A 23,148-nucleotide genomic window follows, 5' to 3' on the forward strand; every position below is an offset into this window, starting at 1 on the left:
GCCCAGCGTCCAGCTCCGCGAGGACCGCCTCCACGACGACGGACTTATTGTGCGCAGGGGACACGTCGGGACGATACGACCCTCAGTTTCGCCACAACGTCCCGCCCCTGGGTCGCGCGGGTACCCCCAAACAAGGCATAGTTGCCGACGGTGTACTCGTCACGGGCTGGTTGCTGCGCTGCGGCGGCCGCGAGCGGGATGACAGAAACGGAAGGGCGGTGGACGTGACTACGCACCGACGGGCCTGGATGCTTCGCGCCGGTGTGGTCGGGGCGCTGGTTGTCGGCGCTGCCGTCGCCTTCCCCACAGCCGCGTTGGCGGCGGACCCCGACGTCCAGATCACTAATCTGTCGGCCGGCACGATCCAGGCAGGACAGCAGGCCACGCTCCAGTTCACGGTCAAGAACAACAACGGCGAAGCCACGACGTTCGCTATCCGCGTCGACACCTTCGACGGGCTGTCGTGTCAGGGCGACTGCAACATTCCCGCCCGTCAGATCGGCGCTGGTGAGACCGTGCCGTTCAGTGCGCGCCTCGTCGGTGGCAACGTTGCGGCCGGTCAGCAGCGGCAGGGCAATGTCCGCGTGTCGGCCGAGTCGGCTACTGGTAACGACGACGACAGCGACGAACGCCAGGTCACAGTCCGTGGCCAGGAGCAACAGCAGCAGGAGCAGTCGGTCAAGCAGGTGTCTGGCAAGGTCAAGGACACCACGACCGGCGAGGGGATCGAGGGCGCGTCCGTCGCGATGCTCGACTCCAAGGGCCACAACTGCAGCACCACGACGACCAGCAGCGGCAACTACCGCTTCACGAGCTGCGAAGGCCAGCCGATCGCGGTCGGTGAGATCTTCGTCGGCGCCCAGCACGAAGACTACGGGCCGGTCGACGAGAAAAAGATCACCGGCGCTGCCGGGCAGTCGGTGACGGTCACGTTCGCCCTCAAGTCCACGAAGGCCGCCGCGACCCCGACCGCGCAGCCGTCCGCCCCGCCGACCGAAGAGGCCGAGGCGACCGAGGAGGCGGCGCCGGAGGCGAGCGGCATCGACGCGCAGAACGCGGCCAGCGAGTCCGGCGGCGGGATGGGCTCCTGGCTCCTCATCATCGTGGGCGGCCTGCTCGTCGCCCTCGGTGTCGGCGCGATCGTGCTCCTCGTCGTGCGGCGCAAGCAGGACGGCGGCGAGCCCGACCTGGACGACGGCGAGCCGGTGCGCCCGGGTGGCCGCACCCCGGTGCCGGGCGCCGCGGGTGTCTACCACCCCGCCAACGACGCGACCCGGGTCGCCGGCGCCGGTGCGGGCGCGGCCCCGACGATGGTGGGGCGCCCCTCGATGTCCGACGCGCCGACGATGCTGCAGCGCCCGGTGCCGGCGGCGGACGAGTTCCCCGACCCGTACGGCGCGCCCCTGCCGTCGCAGAGCCCCGGCTACAACGGCGGCCCGGGCGGCGGGTTCGCGCCGACCCAGGTGGGCGGCGGCGGATACGGCCCCGGCGGCGCGGGCGCCACGAGCGTGTACGGCGCGGCGTCCGGCCCGAGCAACGGCTACGACGGACCGGGCGGCGGCGGCCCCAACGGCGCCGGCACCTACGGTCGCGCCTCGGCCGGCGGTGGGGAGTACGGCCGTCCCACGAGCGGCGGCGCATATGGCGGCCCGAGCGGACCGACCAGCGGCAGCGGCTACGGCGGCCCCAACGGCCCGACGAGCGACGGCGGCTACGGCGGGCCCAACGGCGGTCCGGCCGGCGGTGAGTACGGCCGCCCGACCAGCGGCGGTGGCTACGGCCCCTCGGCCGGCCAGGGCGGCTACGACCGCGGTGGTGCCAACGGCTACGGCGGTCCGGCCGCTCCGGGTAGTTACGGCAGCCCGGCCGCGCCGTCCGGCCCGTACGCGGGTGGCGGACGCGGCGACGACGGCTACGACGGCGGGCGTGACTACCGCGAGCCCCAGGGCGGCAGCTACGGCACCCCGAGCGGCGGTGGCTACGGCGGCGGCAGCGACCGCTACGACGAGCCCACCGGCCGCTGGGACGGCAACAACGGCGGCGGCCCGGGCGCCAGCGGTGGCTACGGCCAGTCCCAGCCCCCGGCGTACGAGTCCGGCCCGTACGGCGGTGGTGGCGGCTACCGCAGCGAGCCCGAGCCCGACCGCGGTGGCGGCTACGGCCCCGGCGGTGGTGGCGGTGGTTACGACCAGGGCGGCTACGGCCCCGCGGACGGCGGCGGCTACGGCCGGTCATCCGGTGGCGGCGGTGGCGGCTACGACCGGTCCGGTGGCTACGGCGGCGGCCAGGGTGGCGGTGGCTACGGCGGCAACGGCTACGACCAGCAGCCCGGATACGACCAGCGCGGTGGCTACGACCAGGTGCCGCAGCAGCGGGGCGGTGGCTACGACGGCCCGCGCGGCGGTGGCTACGACGACCAGGGCGGCTACTACGACGACCAGGCTGGGCCGCGGGCCGGCCGGGGTGGTCCGCAGCAGCCGGCCGGCCGTTCCGAGCGCCGCTCGCTCGACTGGCTCGACGACTGACCGACCAGACAGCGTGAGAGTGGCCGCGCCGGATCGGCCCCGGCGGGGTCACCGCGCAACAGAACGTCGGATGGATCTTCGCCCTAAAGTGCCAGGATGCTACCGGCGTTCCTACACTTGAGACGCCCCGAAGTAGCCGGCCTGGAGGATCGGGACCACCGGGGAGGCACCCAGCTCGACGGCGATCTCGACGTCTTCGGCGAAGCCGGTCTCGGCCAGCTCGCGGCTGGATGCGCAGCCCCGGATCGCCGCCGGGACGTCCGGCACGCCGGTCAGCGCGGAAAGCGCCACCGCCGCCTCCACCGAGAGGCCGCCGCTCGCCTCGGCCAGGCCGTCGAGGACCGCGGCCGCGCCGAGCAGGTCTTCCACGCCGGGGCGGAGGGTGCCGTCCGGCCACCGTTCACCGGCCGCCACGACGCCGATCGGGGACTGGCGCGAGCCGTACCCGTGGGAAAGGAGCCAGCGCGCGACGGCGCGTGCGTTGCGGACGCAGCCGGCCACGACGGGCAGGCCGGTGGCGCTCGCGGCGGCGGAGATGGCCGAGCCGTTCGGCGAAGGCAGCACCAGGTCGGGGACGACCGGCGCGGACCGCAACGTGGCCGGCGACAGCGACCAGGGGCGTTCCCGGCTCACGGCGCGCCGGCCGACGGCCGCGACGGCGCCGACGCGGCGGGCGAAGTCGTCGGCCTGCGCGCCCCACGGAAACGGGTGCACCCGCATCCCCCGCCCGACCGCGACGTCGACGGACGTGGTGAACGACAGTACGTCGACCACGACCAGGACGGCACAGACGCGACCCAGCTCGGCCGCACCCGCGAGGCCCCAGTCGAAGCGGACCCCCGCGCCGGGCTGTGCGAAGACCGGTTCAGGCACCGAAGAGGCGCGGCAGGGTCGCGCTGTGCGCCTCCCGCAGCTCGTCGAGCCCGATCGTGAACTGGTCGCGGACCTCAAGCTGGCCGCCGCTCTCATCGGTCACGCCCAGCGCGGTCCACGGCACGCCGTGCTCGGTGCAGAGCGCGGTGAACGCCTTTTCCTGGCCGTGCGGCACGGAAACCATCGCGCGTCCGGCCGACTCGCTGAAGAGGAAGACGAACGGCATCGAGCCGGTCGCGAACTCCTCGGGCAGCTTGATCCGGGCCCCGACGCCCCGCCGCAGGCAGGCCTCCACCAGCACCTGGGCGAGTCCGCCGTCGGAGAGGTCGTGCGCCGCGGTGAGGTGGCCGACCCGGGCGGCCTCGGTGAGCAGGTCGGCGAGCGCCTTTTCACCGGCCAGGTCGACCTTCGGCGGTACGCCGCCGAGGTGCTCGTGGGTGACCCAGGCCCACTCGGAGCCGGAGAGCTCCAGCCGGGTCTCGCCGAGCAGGAAGATGATGTCGCCGTCGGGGTTGGCCGGCTTGGGGAAGCCCATCGGCACCCGCTGGGCGACGTCGTCGAGCACGCCGAGCACGCCCACGACCGGGGTCGGGTGGATCGCCGCCGCGCCGGTCTGGTTGTAGAAGCTCACGTTTCCGCCGGTCACCGGGATGCCCAGCGCGGCGCAGCCGTCGGCGAGCCCGCGCACCGCCTCGGCGAACTGCCACATGACCGCCGGGTCTTCGGGCGAGCCGAAGTTGAGGCAGTTGGTGACCGCGAGCGGCTTGGCGCCGGTGACGGCGACGTTGCGGTACGCCTCGGCGAGCGCCAGCTTGGCCCCGGTGTACGGGTCGAGGCGCGCGAACCGCCCGTTGCCGTCGACGGAGAGCGCCACGCCCAGCCCGGTGCGCTCGTCGACGCGGATCACACCGGCGTCTTCGGGCTGGGCGAGCACGGTGTTGCCGAGCACGTACCGGTCGTACTGCTCGGTGACCCAGGTCTTGTCGCAGAGGTTGGGCGAGCCGATCATGCGGAGCACGGTCTCCCGCAAGGCGTCCGGTGTGGACGGTCGCGGCAGCGTCTCGGCGCGGTCGGCCTGGAGCAGGATCAGGTCGGCGGGCTCGCGCATCGGCCGCGCGTAGACCGGGCCGTCGTCGGCGAGCGACCCCGGCGGCACGTCGACCACGGTGTGCCCCTGCCAGCTGATCGTGAGGCGGCCGGGCAGCCCGTCGGGGCCGGGCGGGGTGACCTCGCCGATCGCGGTGGCCAGCACCCCCCAGCGGGCGGCGGTCTTGAGCACCGCCTCGAGCTGGTCGGGCTCGACGATCAGGAGCATGCGCTCCTGCGACTCGCTGGCGAGGATCTCGTGCGCCGCCATCGACGGCTCGCGCAGCGGCACCCGGTCGAGCTCGACCGTCATGCCGGTGCCGGCCGCCGCCGCGGTCTCGGTCAGCGCGCAGGTCAGCCCGGCACCGCCGAGGTCCTGGATGCCGACGACGCGGCGCTCGTCGTAAAGCTCCAGGCACGCCTCGATCAGGAGCTTTTCCATGAACGGGTCGCCGACCTGCACGGACGGGCGGCGCTGGTCGCTCTCGCTGTCGAACGTCGCGCTGGCCAGCACCGACACGCCGCCGATGCCGTCGCGGCCGGTCTTGGCACCCATCAGCACGACGATGTTGCCCGGGCCGGCGGCGGCCTTGTTTTGCAGGCGGTCGACCGGCAGCACCCCGATGCAGAGCGCGTTGACCAGCGGGTTGCCCTGGTAGCAGGGGTCGAAGACGACCTCGCCGCCGATGTTGGGCAGGCCGAGGCTGTTGCCGTACCCACCGATGCCGCCGACGACACCGGGCAGCACCCGCGCGGTGTCTTCGTGGTCGGCGGCGCCGAAGCGCAGCGGGTCCATGACCGCGACCGGGCGGGCGCCCATCGCGAGGATGTCGCGGACGATGCCGCCGACGCCGGTGGCGGCACCCTGGTAGGGCTCGACGTAGCTCGGGTGGTTGTGCGACTCGACCTTGAACGTCACCGCGAGGTCGTCGGAGATCTGGATGACACCGGCGTTTTCCCCGATGCCGGCGAGCAGCCTGTCGCTGGGCGGCGCCTTTTCCCCGAACTGGCGCAGGTGCACCTTGCTCGACTTGTAGGAGCAGTGCTCGCTCCACATGATCGAGTACATGGCCAGCTCGGACTGGGTGGGCCGGCGGCCGAGCACCTCGCGGATCCGCTCGTACTCGTCGTCGCGCAGGCCCAGCTCGGCGTATGGCTGGAGCTCCTCGGGCGTGGCCGCCGCGCGCTGCACCGTGTCCGGGCCACCGTCGAACTCATCCACGACGACGTCGGCGACCTCGGGCTGGGTTGTCATGACGCTCCCTGGTCCGCCGGGGCTGTGCTGGCCGCGCCCGCTGGGCGCCCCGAGCCGCCAGCGCCACCGGATCCCGCCAGCCCTGGAGCGCCGGCGAGAAACTTCAGCATCGACGTGAAGAAGCCGAGGCCGTCGGTGGAGGGGCCGGTGAGGGCGTCCACCGCGTGCTCGGGGTGGGGCATGATGCCGACGACGTTGCCCGCCGCGTTGCTGATCGCGGCGATGTCACGCTGGGCGCCGTTCGGGTTGCCGCCGAGGTACCTCGCGATGACCTGCCCGTTTGCCTCGAGCTCGTCGAGCGTGCGCTCGTCGGCCACGTACCGACCTTCGCCGTGCTTGATCGGGATGACGACTTCCTGGCTGTCGTTGAACGCGTTGGTCCACACCGGCTGCACGGCCTCGATGCGCAGCCGCTGGTCGCGGGCGCGGAAGTGCATGTGCTGGTTGCGGATGAGCGCGCCGGGCAGGATGTGGGCCTCGCAGAGGATCTGGAAGCCGTTGCAGATGCCGAGCACCGGCAGGCCGCCGCGGGCCGCCGCGGCGATCGTCTCCATCACCGGGGCGAACCGGGCGATGGCGCCGCCGCGCAGGTAGTCGCCGTAGGAGAAGCCGCCGGGCAGGACCACCGCGTCGACCCCGTGCAGGTCGGCGTCGGCGTGCCACAGCCCCACCGCGTCGCCGCCGGCGATGCGCACGGCACGGGCCGCGTCACCGTCGTCGAGCGACCCCGGGAATGTGACGACACCGATCCTGGCACTCATGGCCGTCCTCGCTTTGCCGCGGGCGACCACTCGCTACGCTCGCTCATGCTGGTGCCTCCGCGGGCTGCGACTCCTGTGAGTCGCTGGCGGGCTTGACGGTGCCGGCCGCGTCGACGTGCACCGCGAAGTCTTCGATCACGGGGTTGGCCAGCAGCTTGTCGGCGATCTCGCGGGCCCGGTCGAGGTCGGGCTCACCGGCGAACTCGATCTCGATGCGCCGGCCGATCCGCACGGAGGTGACGTCGTTGACACCCAGCCGGGGCAGCGCGTTGGCGACCGCCTGGCCCTGCGGATCGAGGATCTCCGGCTTGAGCATGACGTCGACAACGACGCGAGCCACTGGACACTCCTGACTGTGTACACAGAATTTGCCGCTATCGGCCGCGGGGCCGGATGTGCGCACGCCTCGTGAAAGGAGACGAGCGTGCCCAGCGTACCTGGTAGAGAGCGGCAGGCACGCACCGGCCGCCCTGCTCAGCCAGTCAACGCGACGACGGCGGTGACCGCGCGAAGCACGGCGCGGATGCCCGGCGCAGTGTATCGCACGGGTGACAGCGGGCCGCCCCGAGCCTTCGCCAGCGGCGCGAGCATCAGCTCATCGTATGACCTCGATCTGATCTGTTAGACGATCGTCGATGGCCCTAGCGTTTGGTGACACCCCATACGAAGGAGTGCCCCCATGCGCATCCGCCTCACCGTGGCAGCCATCGCCGCCACCGTCACCGGCGCCCTCGTCGTACCCGGCACGGCCGTCGCCGACCCCACACCCCTGATCATCGGCGGCGGGACCGTCTCCTCCGCTCCGTGGGCCGCGGCCGTCTTCGCCAACGGCTCGTTCACCTGCTCCGGCACGATCATCGCGGCGAACTGGGTGCTCACCGCCCGGCACTGCCTCAACGGCACGATGTCGGTGCGGGTCGGCAGCGTCAACCGCACCTCCGGCGGCGTGACCAGCGGCGTCTCCGCCACGTACGCGCAGAACGACCTGGCCCTGATGCGGCTCAGCACCTCGGTGAGCACGTCGTACGTGTCGCTCGCCGGCAGCAACCCGCCGATCGGCTCGACCAACTCGATCTACGGCTGGGGCATGACCTGCTACAGCGGCTGCGGCGCGTCGACCCAGCTGAAGACCGCCAACGTGCGCGTCACCACCAACAACGCCACCGACGCGTACGGCGGCCAGGCGATCCGCACGACCCGGATCAACGGGAACGCGTGGCGCGGCGACTCCGGCGGCCCGCAGTTCTACAACGGCCAGCAGGTGGGCGTCGCCTCCACCGCCAACGGCGTAGACATCCAGAACTACGGCAGTGTCGCGTACAACCGGTCCTGGATACGCTCCGTGTCTGGTGTATGACGGTTACGGCCTTGATCCTGCGCGGCGCGGGCGCTTGTCCGCGCCGCGCGGTTTTGCGGTACGCGGGTGCTCCGGCCGATTGCCGGCATGTCGGCGTCCGGAAAGTCCTACTTTCTCGGTGTGCTCGTCGTCACGACCGACGAATTGCCCGGCTATCACGTGCATGCCGTGCTGGGTGAGGTCGTCATCTCTCTGGCCCGGACCCGCAACGCGTTCGCCGAGGGAGTGAAGTCCCTCCGCGGCGGTGCGTACGACCCGCGGGCCCCGCAACACCTGCTGCGCTGGCGCACCGAGGCCGTGGCCGAACTGGGCCGGGAGGCCCGCAAGCGCGGCGCGAACGCCGTACTCGGGATGCGTTTCGACCACCGCGACACCGGCACGCTCTGGGTGGAGCTCTGCGCGTACGGGACCGCGGTCGTCGTGACGAAGGCGGCCACCTGAACAGTGGACGATGTCACTGTCTTGAGCCACCTGCCGGCCCTCGGCCGTATGAGGTGCCGGTGGGCCGCACGGCCCGCGACCTGGTGGGCCGTGTTACGCCGCTGGGTCGGGGAGGTTCTCCCCGACCCAGCGCGTCTCGCCCGTCCGGCGACTACAGGATGGGTGCCGGCGCGTACGCGGCGGCCTGCGGATGGCGGGCCACCACCGCGGCGACCCGGTCGACCACCGCACGCACCTGTGCGGGCGCCGCGCCGACGAAGGCTTCCCGGTCGGCGACCAGCGCGTCGATCTCGGCGCGGGTGAGCCCCAGCCGGTGGTCGAGCGCGAGCCGGTCGAAGAGGTCGTTTTCGGCGACGCCCTTCTCCCGCATCGCCAGCGCCACCGCCACCGCGTGCTCCTTGATCGCCTCGTGCGCGGCCTCCCGCCCGACGCCCCGGCGCACCGCCGCGACCAGGATCTTCGTCGTGGCCAGGAACGGCAGGTAGCGGTCGAGCTCGCGGGCGATCACCGCCGGGTAGGCGCCGAACTCGTCGAGCACGGTCAGGAACGTCTGGAACAGCCCATCGGTCGCGAAGAACGAGTCGGGCAGCGCGACCCGCCGTACGACCGAGCAGGAGACGTCGCCCTCGTTCCACTGGTCGCCGGCGAGCTCGCCGACCATCGACAGGTAGCCGCGGACGATCACGGCCAGGCCGTTGACCCGCTCGCTGGAGCGGGTGTTCATCTTGTGCGGCATCGCCGACGAGCCCACCTGCCCGGGGCGGAACCCCTCGGTGGCCAGCTCCTGCCCCACCATCAGCCGGATCGTGGTGGCCAGCGAGGAGGGGGCGGCGACGAGCTGCGCCAGCGCGGCCACGGTGGCGAAGTCGATCGAGCGCGGGTAGACCTGCCCGACGCTGTCGAGCACCCGGCTGAACCCGAGGTGGGCGGCCACCCGCCGCTCCAGCTCGGCGAGCCGCTCCGCGTCGCCGAGCAAGAGGTCGAGCTGGTCGGCGGCGGTGCCGACCGGGCCCTTGATACCGCGCAGCGGGTACCAGTCGACGAGGTCTTCCAGCCGCTCGTACGCGATCAGCAGCTCCTCCGCCGCCGACGCGAACCGCTTACCCAGCGTGGTGGCCTGCGCCGCGACGTTGTGCGTGCGGCCGGTCATCACCACGTCGGAGTGCTCGACCGCGAGGCGGGCCAGCCGGGCGAGGGCGGCGACGGCCCGGTCCCGGACCAGCTCCAGCGACCTGCGAACCTGCAACTGCTCGACGTTTTCGGTGAGGTCGCGGGAGGTCATCCCCTTGTGGATCTGCTCGTACCCGGCGAGCGCGCTGAACTCCTCGATCCGCGCCTTCACGTCGTGCCGGGTCACCCGCTCGCGGGCGGCGATCGAGTCGAGGTCGACGTGGTCGAGCACCCGCTCGTACGCCTCGACGGCTCCGCCCGGCACCTCGATGCCCAGGTCACGCTGGGCCCGCAGGACGGCAACCCACAGCCGCCGCTCCAGCCGTACCTTTTCCTCCGGCGCCCAGATCGCGGTCAGCTCGGAGGACGCGTAGCGGGCGGCGAGCACATTGGGGATCACCCGCCCATTCTCCCGCGCGGTCTCCGAGCCTGTTGAGTGCGGGTACGAATGGCCTCGAAGACACGAGCTACCGCGACGCCCGCTCAGCGCTCCAGGATGGCGACCACGCCCTGGCCGCCCGCGGCGCAGATGGAGATGAGGCCGCGCCCGCTCCCCTTTTCGGCGAGGAGCTTGGCCAGCGTGGCGACGATCCGGCCGCCGGTCGCGGCGAACGGGTGCCCCGCGGCCAGCGACGAGCCGTTGACGTTGAGCTTTGACCGGTCGATCGAGCCGAGCGGCGCGTCGAGGCCGAGCTTGTCCTTGCAGAACTCCGGCGACTCCCAGGCGGCGAGGGTGGCCAGCACCTGCGACGCGAACGCCTCGTGGATCTCGTAGAAGTCGAAGTCCTGGAGCGTGAGCCCGCGGCGGGCGAGCAGCCGGGGCACCGCGTACGCCGGTGCCATGAGCAGCCCTTCGCCACCGTGCACGAAGTCGACCGCGGCCGTCTCCGCGTCGACGAACCAGGCCCGCACCGGCAGGTTGTGCGCGGCCGCCCACTCCTCCGAGGCGAGCAGCACGACGGCGGCACCGTCGGTCAGCGGCGAGGAGCTGCCCGCGGTCATGGTCGGCTCGCCCTCGACCGGCGCGCGGAACGCCGGCTTCAGCGACGCCAGCTTTTCCAGCGAGGTGTCGGGGCGCAGGTTTTGGTCGCGCCCCAGCCCCAGGTACGGCGTGAGCAGGTCGTCGAAGAAGCCCCTCTCGTACGCCGCGGCCAGCTTCTGGTGCGACTCCAGCGCCAGCTTGTCCTGCTCTTCCCGGCTGACGCCCCACTCCAGCGCGGTGATCGCGGCGTGCTCGCCCATCGAGAGCCCGGTGCGCGGCTCGGCGTTGCGCGGGACCTCCGGCCGGAACGGCTGCAGCGGGCGCAGCCGGGTGGCGGCGCGCAGCCGGCCACCGAGCGAACGGGCCGAGTTGATCTGCAGGAGGGCGCGGCGCATGTCCTCGTTGAGCTGGAGCGGGGCGTCCGACGTGGTGTCGACGCCGCCGGCGATGCCCACCTCGATCTGGCCGAGTGCGATCTTGTTGGCCACCAGGATGGCCGCCTCCAGCCCGGTGCCGCACGCCTGCTGCACGTCGTACGCCGGGGTGTGCGCGTCCAGCCGCGAACCGAGGACCACCTCGCGGGTCAGGTTGAAGTCGCGCGAGTGCTTGAGCACCGCGCCGGCCGCCACCTCACCGAGCCGCTGGCCGGCCAGCCCGTAGCGGGCGACCAGGCCGTCGAGCGCGGCGGTCAGCATGTCCTGGTTGGACGCCGTGGCATAGCGGCTGTTGGAGCGGGCGAACGGGATCCGGTTGCCACCGATGATCGCGACCCTCTGCACGGGACTTCCCCTCCCAGAGAACCTTACTCGTCAGTAGGATACTCGTATGAGTGACCGCTACGCGAGCTTCGCTAACTCTGGCCCAGGCAGGGCGGTCGTCAAGCGCCTCGGTCTGCCCTCCCCACCCCGACTGCGCCGGTTCAAGCCCGGCGAAGTGCTAGGTCCCGTGCTGCTCGATTCCGCACCCGGCGGACGCCTGGTCGAGCCGGTCCGCGACATCCTCAAGGCCGCCGGCATCGCGGAGGAGGGCGAGCGCTACAGCGCGCTGGTCTTCGACGCCTCCGGCATCACCGACTCCACCGGCCTCCGCACGCTCTACGACTTCTTCCACCCGAACGCCCGCTCGCTCACCCCGTCCGGCCGGGTGATCGTGCTCGGCACCCCGCCGGAGGCGTGCGAGTCCCCCCGCGAGGCCACCGCCCAGCGGGCGATCGAGGGGCTGACCCGCAGCATCGGCAAGGAGTTCGGGCGCGGCACCACCGCCCAGCTCGTCTACGTCACCCCGGGCGCCGAGGGAGCGGTCGAGTCGACGATCCGCTTCCTGCTCTCCGGCCGCTCGGCGTACGTCTCGGGGCAGGTCGTCCGGATCGGCCCGGCCACCGCGGTCAACCCGCCGGCCGACTGGGAGCACCCGCTCGACGGCAAGGTCGCCCTGGTCACGGGCGCGGCCCGGGGGATCGGCGCGGCGATCGCGCGGGTCCTGGCCCGCGACGGGGCGCAGGTTGTCGGCCTCGACATGCCCGCCGCCGGCGACGCACTCGCCGCGGTCGCCAATGACATCCGGGGTACGGCGTACCAGCTCGACCTCACCGGCGGCGACGCGCCCAGCCGGCTGGCCGACCACCTCGGCGGGCGGTACGGGCGGGTCGACATCGTGGTGCACAACGCCGGCATCACCCGCGACAAGACGATCGCCCGGATGGACGCCGACCGCTGGGACTCGGTGCTCGACGTCAACCTCTCCGGCCAGGAGCGGATCAACGAGGTACTCCTCGACCGCGGCCTGGTCGCCGACGGCGGCCGCCTGATCGGCGTGGCCTCGATCGCGGGCATCGCCGGCAACCGGGGCCAGACCAACTACGCCACCAGCAAGGCCGGCGTGATCGGCCTGGTCCAGTCGATGGCGCCGGTGCTCGCCGAGCGGGGCATCACGATCAACGCGGTGGCGCCCGGCTTCATCGAGACCCGCATGACCGCCAAGATGCCGGTGATGATCCGCGAGGCCGGCCGCCGGATGAACAGCATGTCCCAGGGCGGCCTCCCGGTCGACGTGGCCGAGACGATCGCCTGGTTCGCCTCGCCCGCCTCCGGCGGCATCACCGGAAACGTCGTCCGCGTCTGCGGGCAGAGCCTGCTGGGTGCGTGATGTACGCGCGCGCCGCGATCGGCCTCGTGCCCGGCTTCAACCGGCCCGGCTGGCTGCCCGACACCGTGCTCGAACGGCAGGGCGTGACCGTCGACCGGGCCCACCTCGCCGAGTACGACCGGGTCTGCGGCTTCCGCCTCTGCGACACGCTGCCCGTCACGTACCCGCACGTGCTCGCGTTTCCGCTGGCGTTCCGGCTGATGTCCCGGCGCGACTTCCCGTTTCCGGTCGTGGGGCTCGTGCACGTGGCCAACCGGATCGAGCTGCACCGCCCGATCGATGCGGGCGAGGCCCTCGACCTGTCGGTGCACGCCGCCGACCTGCGCGAGCACCCGCGCGGCCGCCAGCTCGACGTCGTGGCGACCGCCTCGGTGGACGGTGAGGTGGTGTGGCGGGACGTCTCGACGTACCTGCGCCGCGAGGGCAAGGGCTCCGGCCGCCGCCGGGAGAGTGAGCCGGCCGAGCCACCGCCCGCGTCGGCCCGGTGGCGGCTGGGCCCCCGGGTGGGTACCGACTACGCGCGCGTCTCCGGCGACCACAACCCGATCCACACGTCCCGGCTGGGCGCGCGCCTGTTCGGCTTCGCCCGGCCGATCGCGCACGGGATGTGGAGCAAGGCCCGCTGCCTGGCCGCGCTGGAGGGACGCCTGCCCGAGGCGTACACGGTCGAGGTCGCCTTCAAGCTCCCGGTCCTCCTACCGTCCACAGTGGCGTTCTCAGCGGCTCCAGAATGGACGTTCACGCTGCACGGCGCGAAGTCGGGCAAGCCACACCTGACCGGCTCGGTGACGGCGGCCTAGGGCGTCCAGGTCTCGCCTTGCAGGAGCTGGCCGGCGCCGAGCCAAGCCACGTTCATCATCTGGGTGGCGGTCTTCTCCGGGTCGGCCTCGGGGTGGTCGGCGAGCCAGTCGGCCAGCGACTCCGAGGCGCCGACCAGCGCGTACGCCATCACCTGAAGCTCGGTGTCGCGGACCTCGCGCCCTTGGGCGGCGAGCGCCCGCCCGAGCATCATCGCGACCACCTCGACCATCCGCTCGCGCATCTCCGCCGACGCGCCGGCGAACGGCTGCTGCCCGCGCGCCTGCCGGTAGAGCACGGCCCAGCCGTCGCGGTGCGCGCCGACGACCGTGAAGAACGCCCGGAGGCCGCGCCAGAGCTGCTGGTCCGGGGTGTCCGCGCCGACCACCTCGGCCGCGATCGCCTCCAGCAGCCGGGTGCCCTCGCGCTGCAGGCAGGCGACGAAGAGCTCCTCCTTGGTGCCGAGGTACGCGTACACCATCGGCTTGGAGATGCCGGCGTCCTCGGCGATCTCGTCCATGCTCGCGGCGTGGAAGCCGCGCCGGGAGAACACGCGCACGGCCGAATCGAGCATCTGCTGCTCACGCACCGCCCGCGGCAGTCGTTTGAAGGTCGGGGTGCCGGAAACCGCTGTCACCCTTGCGAGCATACCTACTCGTGCGTAAGGTTACGCCCGAGTAACCAATGAGCCGGAGGCTACGAACGATGACCGACTTCGACCTGTCTGATTTCTCCAGCGTCGACCCGAAGCAGTTCGCCCAGATCGTCAAGTCCTCCCCGGACGCGAAGATCCAAGAGGTGATGTCGAGCGACCTGCGCGGAAAGATCCTCGACGAGGTGTTCGGCCGCATGCCCACGCTCTTCCGCGCCGACCGGGCCGGCTCGACCAACGCGGTCATCCACTGGAACGTCACCGGGCGCCCCGACGGCGGCACGGACACGTACGAGGTCGTGATCGAAAACGGCGCCTGCACGCTCTCGCCGTCGGCCGACCGTGACCCCAAGCTGAGCCTCACGATGGGCCCGGTCGAGTTCCTCAAGGTCGTTTCCGGCGCGGGTAACCCGGTGATGATGTTCATGACCGGCAAGCTGAAGGCAAAGGGTGACCTGGGCCTGGCCGCCAACATCGCCAACCTGTTCGACATCCCCAAGGCGTGAGATGACCGAGTTCTCGCTCGACCTGAACGAGGAACAGCGGGACCTGCGGGACTGGGTGCACGGCTTCGCCGAGGATGTCGTGCGCCCGGCCGCCGCCGAGTGGGACGCCCGCGAGGAGACGCCCTGGCCGGTGATCCAGGAGGCCGCGAAGATCGGGCTGTACGGCTTCGAGTTCCTCGCCAACTGCTGGTCCGACCCCACCGGTCTCTCGCTGCCGATCGCCAACGAAGAGCTCTTCTGGGGCGACGCCGGCATCGGGCTGGCCCTGCTCGGCACCTCGCTCGCGGTCGCCTCGATCTACGGCACGGGTACCCCGGAGCAGATGCTCGAGTGGGTGCCGCCCTGCTTCGGCACGGTCGACGAGCCGGCGGTGGGCGCGTTCTGCAACACCGAGCCGGAGGCCGGTTCGGACGTGGGCGCGATCCGCACCCGCGCGGCGTACGACGAGGCCACCGACGAGTGGGTCCTCAACGGCCAGAAGTCGTACGCGACGAACGGCGGGATCGCCGCCATCCACGTGGTGACCGCCGTGGTCGACCCGGAGCTCGGGTCGCGCGGGCACGCCGCGTTCGTGGTGCCGCCCGGTACGGCGGGGCTCTCCTCGCCCGGCAAGCTCAAGAAGCTCGGTCTGCGCGCCTCGCACACCGCCGACGTTTTCCTCGACGACGTACGGGTGCCGGGGCGCTGCCTGCTCGGTGGGCGGGAGGCGCTGCTGGAGCGGCTCGCCCGGGTGCGGTCCGGGCAGCGGTCGGCCGGCCAGGCAGCGATGCGTACGTTCGAGCTGTCCCGCCCCACCGTCGGCGCGCAGGCGATCGGCGTGGCCCGCGCGGCGTACGAGTACGCGCTGGAGTACGCCCGTGGCCGCGTGCAGTTCGGCCGCCCGATCGTGGAAAACCAGGCCGTCGCGTTCGCGCTGGCCGACATGAAGATGGAGATCGACGCGGCCCGGCTGCTGGTCTGGCGGGCCGCCTGGATGGGACGCAACAACCGCGTGTTCGAGGCGGGCGAGGGCTCGATGTCCAAGCTCAAGGCCGGCGAGGTGGCGGTGGCCGTCACGGAAAAGGCGGTGCAGCTGCTCGGCGGCGCCGGCTACCTGCGCGAGCACCCGGTCGAGCGGTGGTACCGGGACGCCAAGATCTACACGATCTTCGAGGGCACGTCCGAGATCCAGCGCCTCGTCATCGCCCGAGCCATCTCCGGGATCCAGATTCGATGATTACCCCGTTCGTCGTGGCCACCCTGACCCGACGAGGGTTGCTCACGCCCGGGTCACCGGTGCGGGTGGCCGCCCAGCTCAACGCGTTGCGCCGGTGGGGTTTCAGCCTCTCCGGCGAGCTGCGCCAGGCGGCCGCCCGCGACCCGGAGCGGATCGCGCTCATCGACGAGCGGCGCGGCGAGATGACGTACGGCCAGCTGCTGGAGAACGCCGAGCGGCTGGCCCGGGCGCTGCACGGCACCACCGGCGTACGGGCCGGCGACCGCATCGGCCTCCTCTGCCGCAACCACGCCGGCATGGTCGAGGCGATGGTGGCGGGCACGCTGCTCGGCGCCGACCCGGTACTGATCAACACTGGGCTCTCCCCGGCCCAGCTCGCCACGGTCGCCGAGGAGCAGCGGCTGCGCGTCCTGGTGCACGACTCGGAGTTCGCGGAGAAGGCGCTCGCGCTGCCCCAACGGGTCGAGCGGATCACCGAAGAGCGGGCGGCCGAGCTGGTGGCCGAGGCGCCCCCGGGCGAGGTGCGGCCCCCGGAGCGGGACGGCCGCACGATCGTGCTCACCTCCGGTACGACCGGCATGCCCAAGGGGGCCTGCCGCCGCACGCCGAGCGGCTTCGGCCCGCTGGTGTCGATCATCCACCGCATCCCGCTGCACGCCCGCGACCGCATCATGATCGCGGCGCCGCTCTTCCACACCTGGGGGTACGCGGCGCTCCAGGTCTCGTTCGCGCTGCGGGCCACCGTCGTGCTCCAGCGCCGCTTCGAGCCGGCCGGCTGCGTCGCACTCGCGGCCCAGCATCGGGTACGTGGACTCTTCGCCGTACCGGTGATGGTGCAGCGGCTGCTGGAGGTGGCGCCGCCCCAGCCCAACCCGCTGCGCGTCGTGGCGGTGAGCGGCTCGGCGCTGCCGGGCGGGCTGGCCACCCGGTTCATGGACGCCTACGGCGACGTCCTCTACAACCTGTACGGCTCGACCGAGGTCTCCTGGGCCTCGATCGCCACCCCGCGTGACCTGCGCGACGCGCCGCAGACCGCCGGCCGGCCGCCGCACGGCACCCGCCTGGCGATCCTCGGGCCGAGCGGCGAGCAGCTGCCACCCGGCCACGTCGGGCGGATCTTCGTGGGCAACGAGATGCTCTTCGAGGGGTACACGTCGGGGGTTGGCAAGGAATCGCACGACGGCCTGATCGCCACCGGCGACCTCGGCCAGATCGACCACGACGGGCTGGTCTTCGTGGTGGGCCGGGAAGACGACATGATCATCTCGGGCGGTGAAAACGTCTTTCCGTCCGAAGTGGAAAACCTGCTCGCCGAGCTGCCACAGGTGCGCGAGGTCGCGGTGATCGGCGTGCCGGATCCCGAGTACGGCCAGCGCCTCGCCGCCTACCTCGCCCTGCACCGGGGCGAGACGCTCGACGCCGACGCGGTACGCGAGTACGTGCGCCGTTACCGGGCCCGCTACTGCATACCGCGCGACGTCTACTTCCTGCCGTACCTGCCGCGCAACGCCACCGGCAAGGTGGTCGCCCGCGACCTGCCTAGACTTCGGTGATCTCGTGGGCGGTCGCGGTGGCGGTGAGCTGCTTCGACTTGGTCGACCCGCCGCCCACGGTCTTGAGCAGGTAGGTGTGCTTCACCGTCTCGCCGTCCGCGGCGCCGCCGCAGGAGAAGGTGAAGGTCTCCGAGCCCTCGGTCGGGTAGGTGCCGTAGATGCCGGGACCGTCGACGGAGATCGTGACCTTGTCAGCACCGGTCACCTTCCACTCCACGACGACCGGCACACCCTCGACCGGGTACTCGGTGGTCCCTTGTGGACACTGTGGCTCCTGGGTGATGCGAAACCACACGATCCGCGCCCCGGTGTCCTGCGGCGGGCGCGTCGTGGTGGTCGTCGTGGTTCTCGTGGTTTCCGTGTTTCTCGGCGTCTCGTACGTCGTGGCCGGGCTGGGGCTGACCGTCGCCTCCAGGGTGCCGAGGCCGGCGTCGGCGCTCGGTGACGGCGTGCTGCCGGCACCGATGCCACCACCACCGAGTCCCCCGTCGTCACCCAGGGAGAGGCAGCCAGCGACCGCGCCGATCGAGCTGGCGAACACCACAGCGCCCGCGAGCACGAGCATTGCCGTCCGGTTTCTCATGACACAGACGGTAAGAGTGTGGTGGCGCTCCGGTAATCCCGTCTTCGTGCCGTTAGCTCTTCGGGTCGCTCAGTTCTCGCGCCGCTCGGTTCTCCTGCCGCTTGTTTCCTCGGGCCGCTCAGGGCACGCGGACCCGCCCCTCCACCGCGGCCAGCGCGATGTCCGACCGCCGGTGCGCGCCCTCCAGCGTCACCCCGTCGACCAGCGCGTAGGCGGCGGCACGGGCGGAGGCCAGGTCGGGGCCGGTCGCCGTACCGCAGAGGACACGGCCGCCGGCGGAGACGAGCGCACCGTCGGAGGCCCGGCGCGCCGTGCCGGCGTGGATGATCCCGGCGCGCTCCGCGCCGGTGATGACATCCCCGGAACGGGCCGAGGTCGGATACCCCTGCGACGCCAGCACCACCGTGACGGCGGCGCCCGGACGCCAGCGCAGCGGCGGGTGCTTGGCGAGCGTGCCGGTGGCGGCCGCGTGCAGCAGCCCGGCCAGCGGCGTCTCCAGCAACGCGAGCACCACCTGGGTCTCGGGGTCGCCGAAGCGCGCGTTGAACTCGATGACCCGCGGCCCCGCCTTGGTCAGCGCCAACCCGATGTAGAGCAGTCCCGCGAACGGCGTCCCGCGCCGGCGCATCTCCGCGAGCGTGGGGTGGGCGACGTCCCGCATGACCTCGTCGACCAGGCCGGCCGGCGCCCAGTCGAGCGGCGCGTACGCACCCATGCCGCCGGTGTTGGGGCCGGTGTCGCCGTCGCCGACCCGTTTGAAGTCCTGCGCCGGCATCAACGGCACGGCCGCCTCGCCGTCGGTCACCACGAAGAGGGAGACCTCGGGCCCGTCCAGGTACTCCTCGATCACCACCCGCCCGCACGCCTCCGCGTGGGCCAGCGCGGCGTCCCGGTCACCGGTGACCACGACCCCCTTGCCGGCGGCGAGCCCGTCGTTCTTCACCACGTAGGGCGCGCCGAACTCGTCGAGCGCCCGCTCGGCCTCCGCCTGCGTGGCGCAGACCCGCGACCCCGCGGTCGGCACGCCGGCGGCGGCCATCACATCCTTGGCGAACGCCTTGGAGCCCTCGAGCTGGGCGGCCGCCCCGGACGGCCCGAAGCAGGCAATCCCCTTGGCCCGCACCGCGTCGGCGACCCCGGCCACGAGCGGCGCCTCGGGCCCGACCACGACGAGGTCGGCCGCACACTCGACCGCGAGCGCCGCGACCGCCTCCGGACTGGCAACCTCGGCCGCCCGAAGCTCCGCGACGGCCGCGATGCCCGGATTTCCAGGTGCGGCGACGAGCCGCTCGGTCAGGGGATCAGCGGCCAGGCCGAGGGCCAGGGCATGCTCCCGCCCCCCACCACCAACAAGCAGTACGCGCACCCGGGGAATCGTACGTGGTTCGTCCTTGGCCTGGCCGTAGGCAGTGCGCTCGGCTACGCCGTGCCGCCTCCGGATGGCTGACGTGCTCAGGTGAGCGCGGCTCGGTCCAAGCGATCGATCAGGCTCGGCTTGCGTACGTGCTGCTGGCGCAGTTGCCAGACTTGCCGGTCGAACGTGGCGATGTCGCCGTCCCGCTCGGCCAACGCCCGCAGGTCCGTCAAGAGCACGATCGCGGCGTCGTACTCCTTCGGCTTCTTCGTCTCGATCATCGTGGCCACCCGTTGCCACGCCTGCGCCTGCCGGCCGGCGAGCTCATCGAGGCGCTTCTCGCGCGCGGCCGCAGCCGCCCGTTCCTGTCGTTTCCGCTCGGCGGCCTGCTCTTCACGGGCGACGCGTTGCCGTTCCGCCCAACGCGCCTCGGCCGCCGTGAGCAGGTCACCCGCCGTCCGCCCACCGCTGGTGGGTTGCGGCGCAGGGCCCTGGAACCGCCGGAGCAGCTCCGCGCGAGCCTGGACCGCTTCGCCACGCAGCAGTCGCACGAGGGCCGCATCCTTATCAGCCTCGGGTAACTGCTTTACCCATCTGCTCAGGACGGAGGCCGAGGGGGCTTTCGCGTTCAACGGTGGGCTGGTCTCGGCCGCAGCGGCGAGCAGGTCAGGATCGAGGCGCAGGAAGTCGCCCAACGCCCGCAACGGGCCAGACAGGTCTCCCAACCCAGCCGGGACCGGTGGTTCCGGCTCCTCGTCGTCCAGCTCCCGCCCTTGAACGCACAGCAGCCACGCCAGGTACAGCAGCCGGTTGTCACCTGCGGCAAGCTCGGCCCGGACCGGGACGATCGACGCCAGCCGGTCCTGTTCGTCCCACCATTCGTCGCCGTCCTCGTCCTCTGCGCGCAGGTCAAGGATCACGTGGGTACTGGTGACCCATGAGCAGGCCGACTCGCCGACGCAGTAATCCGCGGCAGTCTCCGCATCGAGCACACCGAGCGGCAGCCGCAGGGCGATCCGGTGGGTACCCCAGTTCGCCAGGTACAGGAACGCGTCGAAGTAGCGCTCCATCCACGCCCGTGGGTCGCCCTTCAGGTCACCCCACTGGTACTCGTTGACGAAGCTCGACGGAGTGATCCGGGCCCGCGTCGACAGTGCTCTCAGCTCGCGTTGCTGCGTATCCGTCAGCGGCCGGTCGACGGCGATGAACTCGTAGTACTGGTACTCACTCACCCGGAGTGCCGCCCATCGCCCAATGCCGGTACGCCGCGATCCACTCGGCACCCTCTGGCGGAGGATCCGGGAGCGGCAGCTCCACGATGCTGATCGCCTGGCGCTCACGTCCGCGGTGGCAGATCGCCACGATGTCGTCGCGTAGATCGACCTTCCGCACAGTTACCTCAACGCCGAGGACCTGCGTCTTGAACGGCACCGCCAGGTGACCCTCGATCATCGTGTACAAGCCGCCTAGCTGCTCGTCATCGCCGTAGGCATCCACAGTCGCCTCGGCCACCATCGCATCCAACTCGGCACGGGTCAGCGAACCCACTGCGGCACAGTAGCCCACGCCGCGCGCCCCACAGGGAGCGGGTGCTCCGACACCCGCGCCCGGCCGCTGAACCAGCCGGACAGGCCGACGCCAGCTCGACCGGCAGATCCTGGCGGCCCTTTCGGACTACTGGACCGCTACCCGGACCGACGCCTCGCCCGCCTACCGCGCTAACTGGCGGCGGTTTGCCGGACGTCTCCGTGTTCTGTCCCCTTCGCCGAGGCGGTGCCTGCGCTGGACCCGCGGGCGCTCGGGTTCGGGCTGCTGCGCGAGGCGATGGCCGTGCGCGGTGAGATGGGCTTGGACAACTGACTGCGCCGCCGGCGACGCTGCGATGAACGGCCTCCCACCTGCGGCGGGAGGCCGTTTGCGTATTTGCGCGCCCGAAGGGACTCGAACCCCTAACCTTCTGATCCGTAGCCCGCTTGAGAGCGTGGAAGACGGTAGCAAGTAGATGCTGCCATCGGAAGTTTGCGCAGGTCAACCACCATATCGAGTGGCATCCGGCGGCAACCGCCGGAAGGGTGACGCAGGGCTCGCGGTCCCCGCTGGGTCCCCGCAAGCGCCCACAGTGGACGGTCTAGGTCGACTCAGGCCCGAAGTCCCTCGGCGGCTTCACAACGCCCAGGCCCGCGCGTCGCGCCCGGGTGCACATCCCGGTGTCGTACGTGAGGACCGTGACTTGCCGGGCCGCGAGCGGCTTGACGCCGACCAGCCGGTCGATGATCTCGTCATCGCTCTCGGGGAGCCGCACGTGGCCCACCGGGTCGGCCAACAACTCCATCGTCACGGTGGCGTTTCGCCACGGCTCCTTCTTGACCTGGTACAGCAAGGGCTGGGCGCTTGGGTCCGCGAACAGCTCGTCGACTACGCCCAGCGTGTGGCCGGCCCGCCAGCGGGCGTGACGGTCCTTGGACTCCTTCAGCCGGTCGAGTTCGTCGATGACGGCGTCTGGGATCAGGATGTGTATCTCGCCGTCCGATCCGCGCAGCGTCGTGTACAGACCGGCGTCGTGGAGGACCTGCTGAAAGTTGATCTCTCGCAGCTTCGCCGGGTGGTGGATGTAGAAACTTGTGTCAGGCGCGACGAAGATCGCGCGGCTCGTCCACCGCGCGATCTGATCCTCCAACGCGGCTATCGCAACTTCGAAGTTCCGGTCCTGCTCGCCCATCTCCAGTTGCAGCAGACCTGCGATTGGGGCGTTCAGGGTCTCGTTCGTGAAGGCCGACAGGAGCAGTTCGTATCGACGTGTGTGTACGAGGCGGTTCACGTCCGCAGTACTGATCATGGTGCCGAGGCGCTGGGCGGCAGTGTTCGTCCAGGACAGGTAGTCCCACAGGGGGTTCATGCTGCCGCCGCGGACGTTGATCAGAGCAATGTGGACGTCGCGCATCGCCTTGCAGAGGACGCCTCGATCGGTGCCGGGCCGCGGGTGGACAAGCATCTCGGCATCTTCGCACGTACTCAGGCCAGGGCCATGCCGGCGCTCGACGGTGGTATCTGGCTACGCCTGCGGCTCGATGCCGTCTACCGCGCAGGGCTACTCCGGCGAGCCACCCTGGCGTCGGTGATGCTCGGCGGCGACCTCCTCCGGCGTGGGGTCCGGCTGATCAGGGCCCAGCACGCACCACACGTCCACCTCGGTGGCTGCGCTCGTCACCATCGCACCCCAGCCGGGAGCGTGAATGGCGGCGACAATGCGGCGTTCGCGGTCGGCTGCTGGCTTGTCGGGCGGATGTTCCTCGCCGTCGTCCTCGACCACGTACGACTCTTGGATGAGCCAGCCGACGATGGAGTCGCTCTTGAGCCTTCCGTCGTTGTCGATCCACAGGGCTCGCCAGCCGGGAACGGCTGCCGGCCGGAAGTCGATGTCGCGGTAAAGAAACTCTGGCATTGGAACGCTCCTCGGATCACCGGTACGGCAGGCGCTCCCGCCATCGTGGTGGTCCACGTGCGGACCGCGGTTCTGGTGTCGGATGCGCGACGCAAGGCGCTACTCCTGCGGCTCGACGCTGGCCGCCCGGCATATCTGCCTGATGCGCTCGGGCGAGTATCCGGTGATCCCGCTGATCTCGGTCTGCGTACGACGGCCGGACTGGATTTCGTCAACGATCGCGGCAGCGAGGTCGGTGCGGAGCTTCTTGACGCGACCCTGGGCCACCGGCAGCCGCTTCTTCAGATCCGCCACCTCGTCGTTGGCGTCCTGGAACTGCTTGGCGAGCCTGGTCAGCCGGTCCGTCATGCGGCTGATCATCCCACGGCACGCCCCAAGAACACATCAAGCGTTTTGGGGATAACCACTACCGCTACCCCAAATGTTGGGCTAGACTTTGGGGTAGCAAG

General features: G+C 71.5%; 21 protein-coding genes and 1 pseudogene. 8 read left to right on the plus strand and 14 right to left on the minus strand.

Annotation, left to right across the window (positions count from 1 at the left end; all coding sequences use genetic code 11):
- Positions 1-224: 224 nt before the first annotated feature.
- The gene (locus tag RB614_RS13215; protein ID WP_308712751.1) at positions 225-2,525 is read left to right on the plus strand and encodes a carboxypeptidase regulatory-like domain-containing protein; all 2,301 of its coding nucleotides are present in this window, start codon (positions 225-227) and stop codon (positions 2,523-2,525) included.
- 111 nt (positions 2,526-2,636) lie between these two features.
- On the opposite strand, the gene RB614_RS13220 is transcribed toward RB614_RS13215, so the two are convergent.
- Genes RB614_RS13220 through purS form a run of 4 tightly spaced genes read right to left on the minus strand, consistent with a single transcriptional unit; the run spans position 2,637 to position 6,840 of the window.
- Positions 2,637-3,398, minus strand: coding sequence for a 2-phosphosulfolactate phosphatase (locus RB614_RS13220; RefSeq protein ID WP_308712752.1), 762 nt, complete (start codon positions 3,396-3,398; stop codon positions 2,637-2,639).
- Entirely contained in the window at positions 3,391-5,739 is a 2,349-nt protein-coding gene (purL, locus tag RB614_RS13225; RefSeq protein WP_308712753.1) for a phosphoribosylformylglycinamidine synthase subunit PurL, read from the minus strand. The genes RB614_RS13220 and purL overlap by 8 nt, the downstream gene beginning before the upstream one ends.
- Positions 5,736-6,500 carry a phosphoribosylformylglycinamidine synthase subunit PurQ gene (purQ, locus tag RB614_RS13230; RefSeq protein ID WP_308712754.1) on the minus strand — a complete coding sequence of 255 codons (765 nt, stop codon included), beginning with the start codon at positions 6,498-6,500 and terminating at the stop codon, positions 5,736-5,738. The genes purL and purQ overlap by 4 nt, the downstream gene beginning before the upstream one ends.
- Positions 6,501-6,543: 43 nt before the next feature.
- Positions 6,544-6,840: a phosphoribosylformylglycinamidine synthase subunit PurS gene (gene purS, locus RB614_RS13235; protein WP_308712755.1), complete on the minus strand. Its 297-nt coding sequence runs from the start codon at positions 6,838-6,840 to the stop codon at positions 6,544-6,546.
- A gap of 339 nt (positions 6,841-7,179) precedes the next feature.
- On the opposite strand from purS, the gene RB614_RS13240 reads away from it, so the two are divergent.
- Both RB614_RS13240 and RB614_RS13245 read left to right on the plus strand, forming a co-directional pair.
- Positions 7,180-7,857 carry a S1 family peptidase gene (locus RB614_RS13240; protein WP_308712756.1) on the plus strand — a complete coding sequence of 226 codons (678 nt, stop codon included), beginning with the start codon at positions 7,180-7,182 and terminating at the stop codon, positions 7,855-7,857.
- Positions 7,858-7,944: 87 nt separating this feature from the next.
- Positions 7,945-8,280, plus strand: a pseudogene (locus RB614_RS13245) (heavy metal-binding domain-containing protein); the annotation flags it as partial.
- 169 nt (positions 8,281-8,449) lie between these two features.
- Here the strand turns inward: RB614_RS13245 and purB are convergent.
- Positions 8,450-9,868 carry an adenylosuccinate lyase gene (gene purB / locus RB614_RS13250; RefSeq protein WP_308712757.1) on the minus strand — a complete coding sequence of 473 codons (1,419 nt, stop codon included), beginning with the start codon at positions 9,866-9,868 and terminating at the stop codon, positions 8,450-8,452.
- Positions 9,869-9,951: 83 nt separating this feature from the next.
- A complete protein-coding gene (locus tag RB614_RS13255; protein ID WP_308712758.1) occupies positions 9,952-11,229 on the minus strand; it encodes an acetyl-CoA C-acetyltransferase in 1,278 nt (425 codons plus the stop codon).
- 46 nt (positions 11,230-11,275) lie between these two features.
- Between RB614_RS13255 and RB614_RS13260 the strand changes: the two genes are divergently transcribed.
- Together RB614_RS13260 and RB614_RS13265 are read left to right on the plus strand one after the other, a co-directional pair.
- On the plus strand, positions 11,276-12,595 hold the full coding sequence (locus tag RB614_RS13260; RefSeq protein WP_308712759.1) for a 3-oxoacyl-ACP reductase: 1,320 nt from the start codon (positions 11,276-11,278) through the stop codon (positions 12,593-12,595).
- A complete protein-coding gene (locus RB614_RS13265) occupies positions 12,595-13,395 on the plus strand; it encodes a MaoC/PaaZ C-terminal domain-containing protein (RefSeq protein WP_308712788.1) in 801 nt (266 codons plus the stop codon). The genes RB614_RS13260 and RB614_RS13265 overlap by 1 nt, the downstream gene beginning before the upstream one ends.
- Here the strand turns inward: RB614_RS13265 and RB614_RS13270 are convergent.
- On the minus strand, positions 13,392-14,042 hold the full coding sequence (locus tag RB614_RS13270) for a TetR/AcrR family transcriptional regulator (protein WP_308712760.1): 651 nt from the start codon (positions 14,040-14,042) through the stop codon (positions 13,392-13,394). The two genes, RB614_RS13265 and RB614_RS13270, sit on opposite strands and share 4 nt — an antisense overlap.
- 56 nt (positions 14,043-14,098) lie before the next feature.
- On the opposite strand from RB614_RS13270, the gene RB614_RS13275 reads away from it, so the two are divergent.
- Genes RB614_RS13275 through RB614_RS13285 form a run of 3 tightly spaced genes read left to right on the plus strand, consistent with a single transcriptional unit; the run spans position 14,099 to position 17,320 of the window.
- Positions 14,099-14,551, plus strand: coding sequence for an SCP2 sterol-binding domain-containing protein (locus RB614_RS13275; RefSeq protein WP_308712761.1), 453 nt, complete (start codon positions 14,099-14,101; stop codon positions 14,549-14,551).
- Between the two features lies 1 nt (position 14,552).
- Positions 14,553-15,767: an acyl-CoA dehydrogenase family protein gene (locus RB614_RS13280; protein WP_308712762.1), complete on the plus strand. Its 1,215-nt coding sequence runs from the start codon at positions 14,553-14,555 to the stop codon at positions 15,765-15,767.
- On the plus strand, positions 15,764-17,320 hold the full coding sequence (locus RB614_RS13285) for an AMP-binding protein (RefSeq protein WP_308712763.1): 1,557 nt from the start codon (positions 15,764-15,766) through the stop codon (positions 17,318-17,320). The genes RB614_RS13280 and RB614_RS13285 overlap by 4 nt, the downstream gene beginning before the upstream one ends.
- On the opposite strand, the gene RB614_RS13290 is transcribed toward RB614_RS13285, so the two are convergent.
- The 7 genes from RB614_RS13290 to RB614_RS13320 all read right to left on the minus strand — a co-directional run bounded on the left by RB614_RS13290 (position 17,307) and on the right by RB614_RS13320 (position 23,047).
- Positions 17,307-17,903, minus strand: coding sequence for a hypothetical protein (locus RB614_RS13290; RefSeq protein ID WP_308712764.1), 597 nt, complete (start codon positions 17,901-17,903; stop codon positions 17,307-17,309). The genes RB614_RS13285 and RB614_RS13290 overlap by 14 nt on opposite strands.
- Positions 17,904-18,021: 118 nt before the next feature.
- Entirely contained in the window at positions 18,022-19,269 is a 1,248-nt protein-coding gene (purD, locus tag RB614_RS13295; protein WP_308712765.1) for a phosphoribosylamine--glycine ligase, read from the minus strand.
- A gap of 86 nt (positions 19,270-19,355) precedes the next feature.
- Positions 19,356-20,489: a hypothetical protein gene (locus tag RB614_RS13300; RefSeq protein WP_308712766.1), complete on the minus strand. Its 1,134-nt coding sequence runs from the start codon at positions 20,487-20,489 to the stop codon at positions 19,356-19,358.
- Positions 20,482-20,805, minus strand: coding sequence for a hypothetical protein (locus tag RB614_RS13305; protein ID WP_308712767.1), 324 nt, complete (start codon positions 20,803-20,805; stop codon positions 20,482-20,484). Before RB614_RS13305 ends, RB614_RS13300 begins: the two co-directional genes overlap by 8 nt.
- Before the next feature lie 580 nt (positions 20,806-21,385).
- Complete coding sequence (locus RB614_RS13310) at positions 21,386-22,198, minus strand: PIN domain-containing protein (RefSeq protein WP_308712768.1); 813 nt, start codon at positions 22,196-22,198, stop codon at positions 21,386-21,388.
- Between the two features lie 147 nt (positions 22,199-22,345).
- Positions 22,346-22,699, minus strand: coding sequence for a hypothetical protein (locus tag RB614_RS13315; RefSeq protein WP_308712769.1), 354 nt, complete (start codon positions 22,697-22,699; stop codon positions 22,346-22,348).
- 99 nt (positions 22,700-22,798) lie between these two features.
- Positions 22,799-23,047 carry a hypothetical protein gene (locus RB614_RS13320; RefSeq protein WP_308712770.1) on the minus strand — a complete coding sequence of 83 codons (249 nt, stop codon included), beginning with the start codon at positions 23,045-23,047 and terminating at the stop codon, positions 22,799-22,801.
- Between the last annotated feature and the right edge of the window lie 101 nt (positions 23,048-23,148).

The sequence above is a fragment of the Phytohabitans maris genome (assembly GCF_031085175.1).
Classification (GTDB): domain Bacteria; phylum Actinomycetota; class Actinomycetes; order Mycobacteriales; family Micromonosporaceae; genus Phytohabitans; species Phytohabitans maris.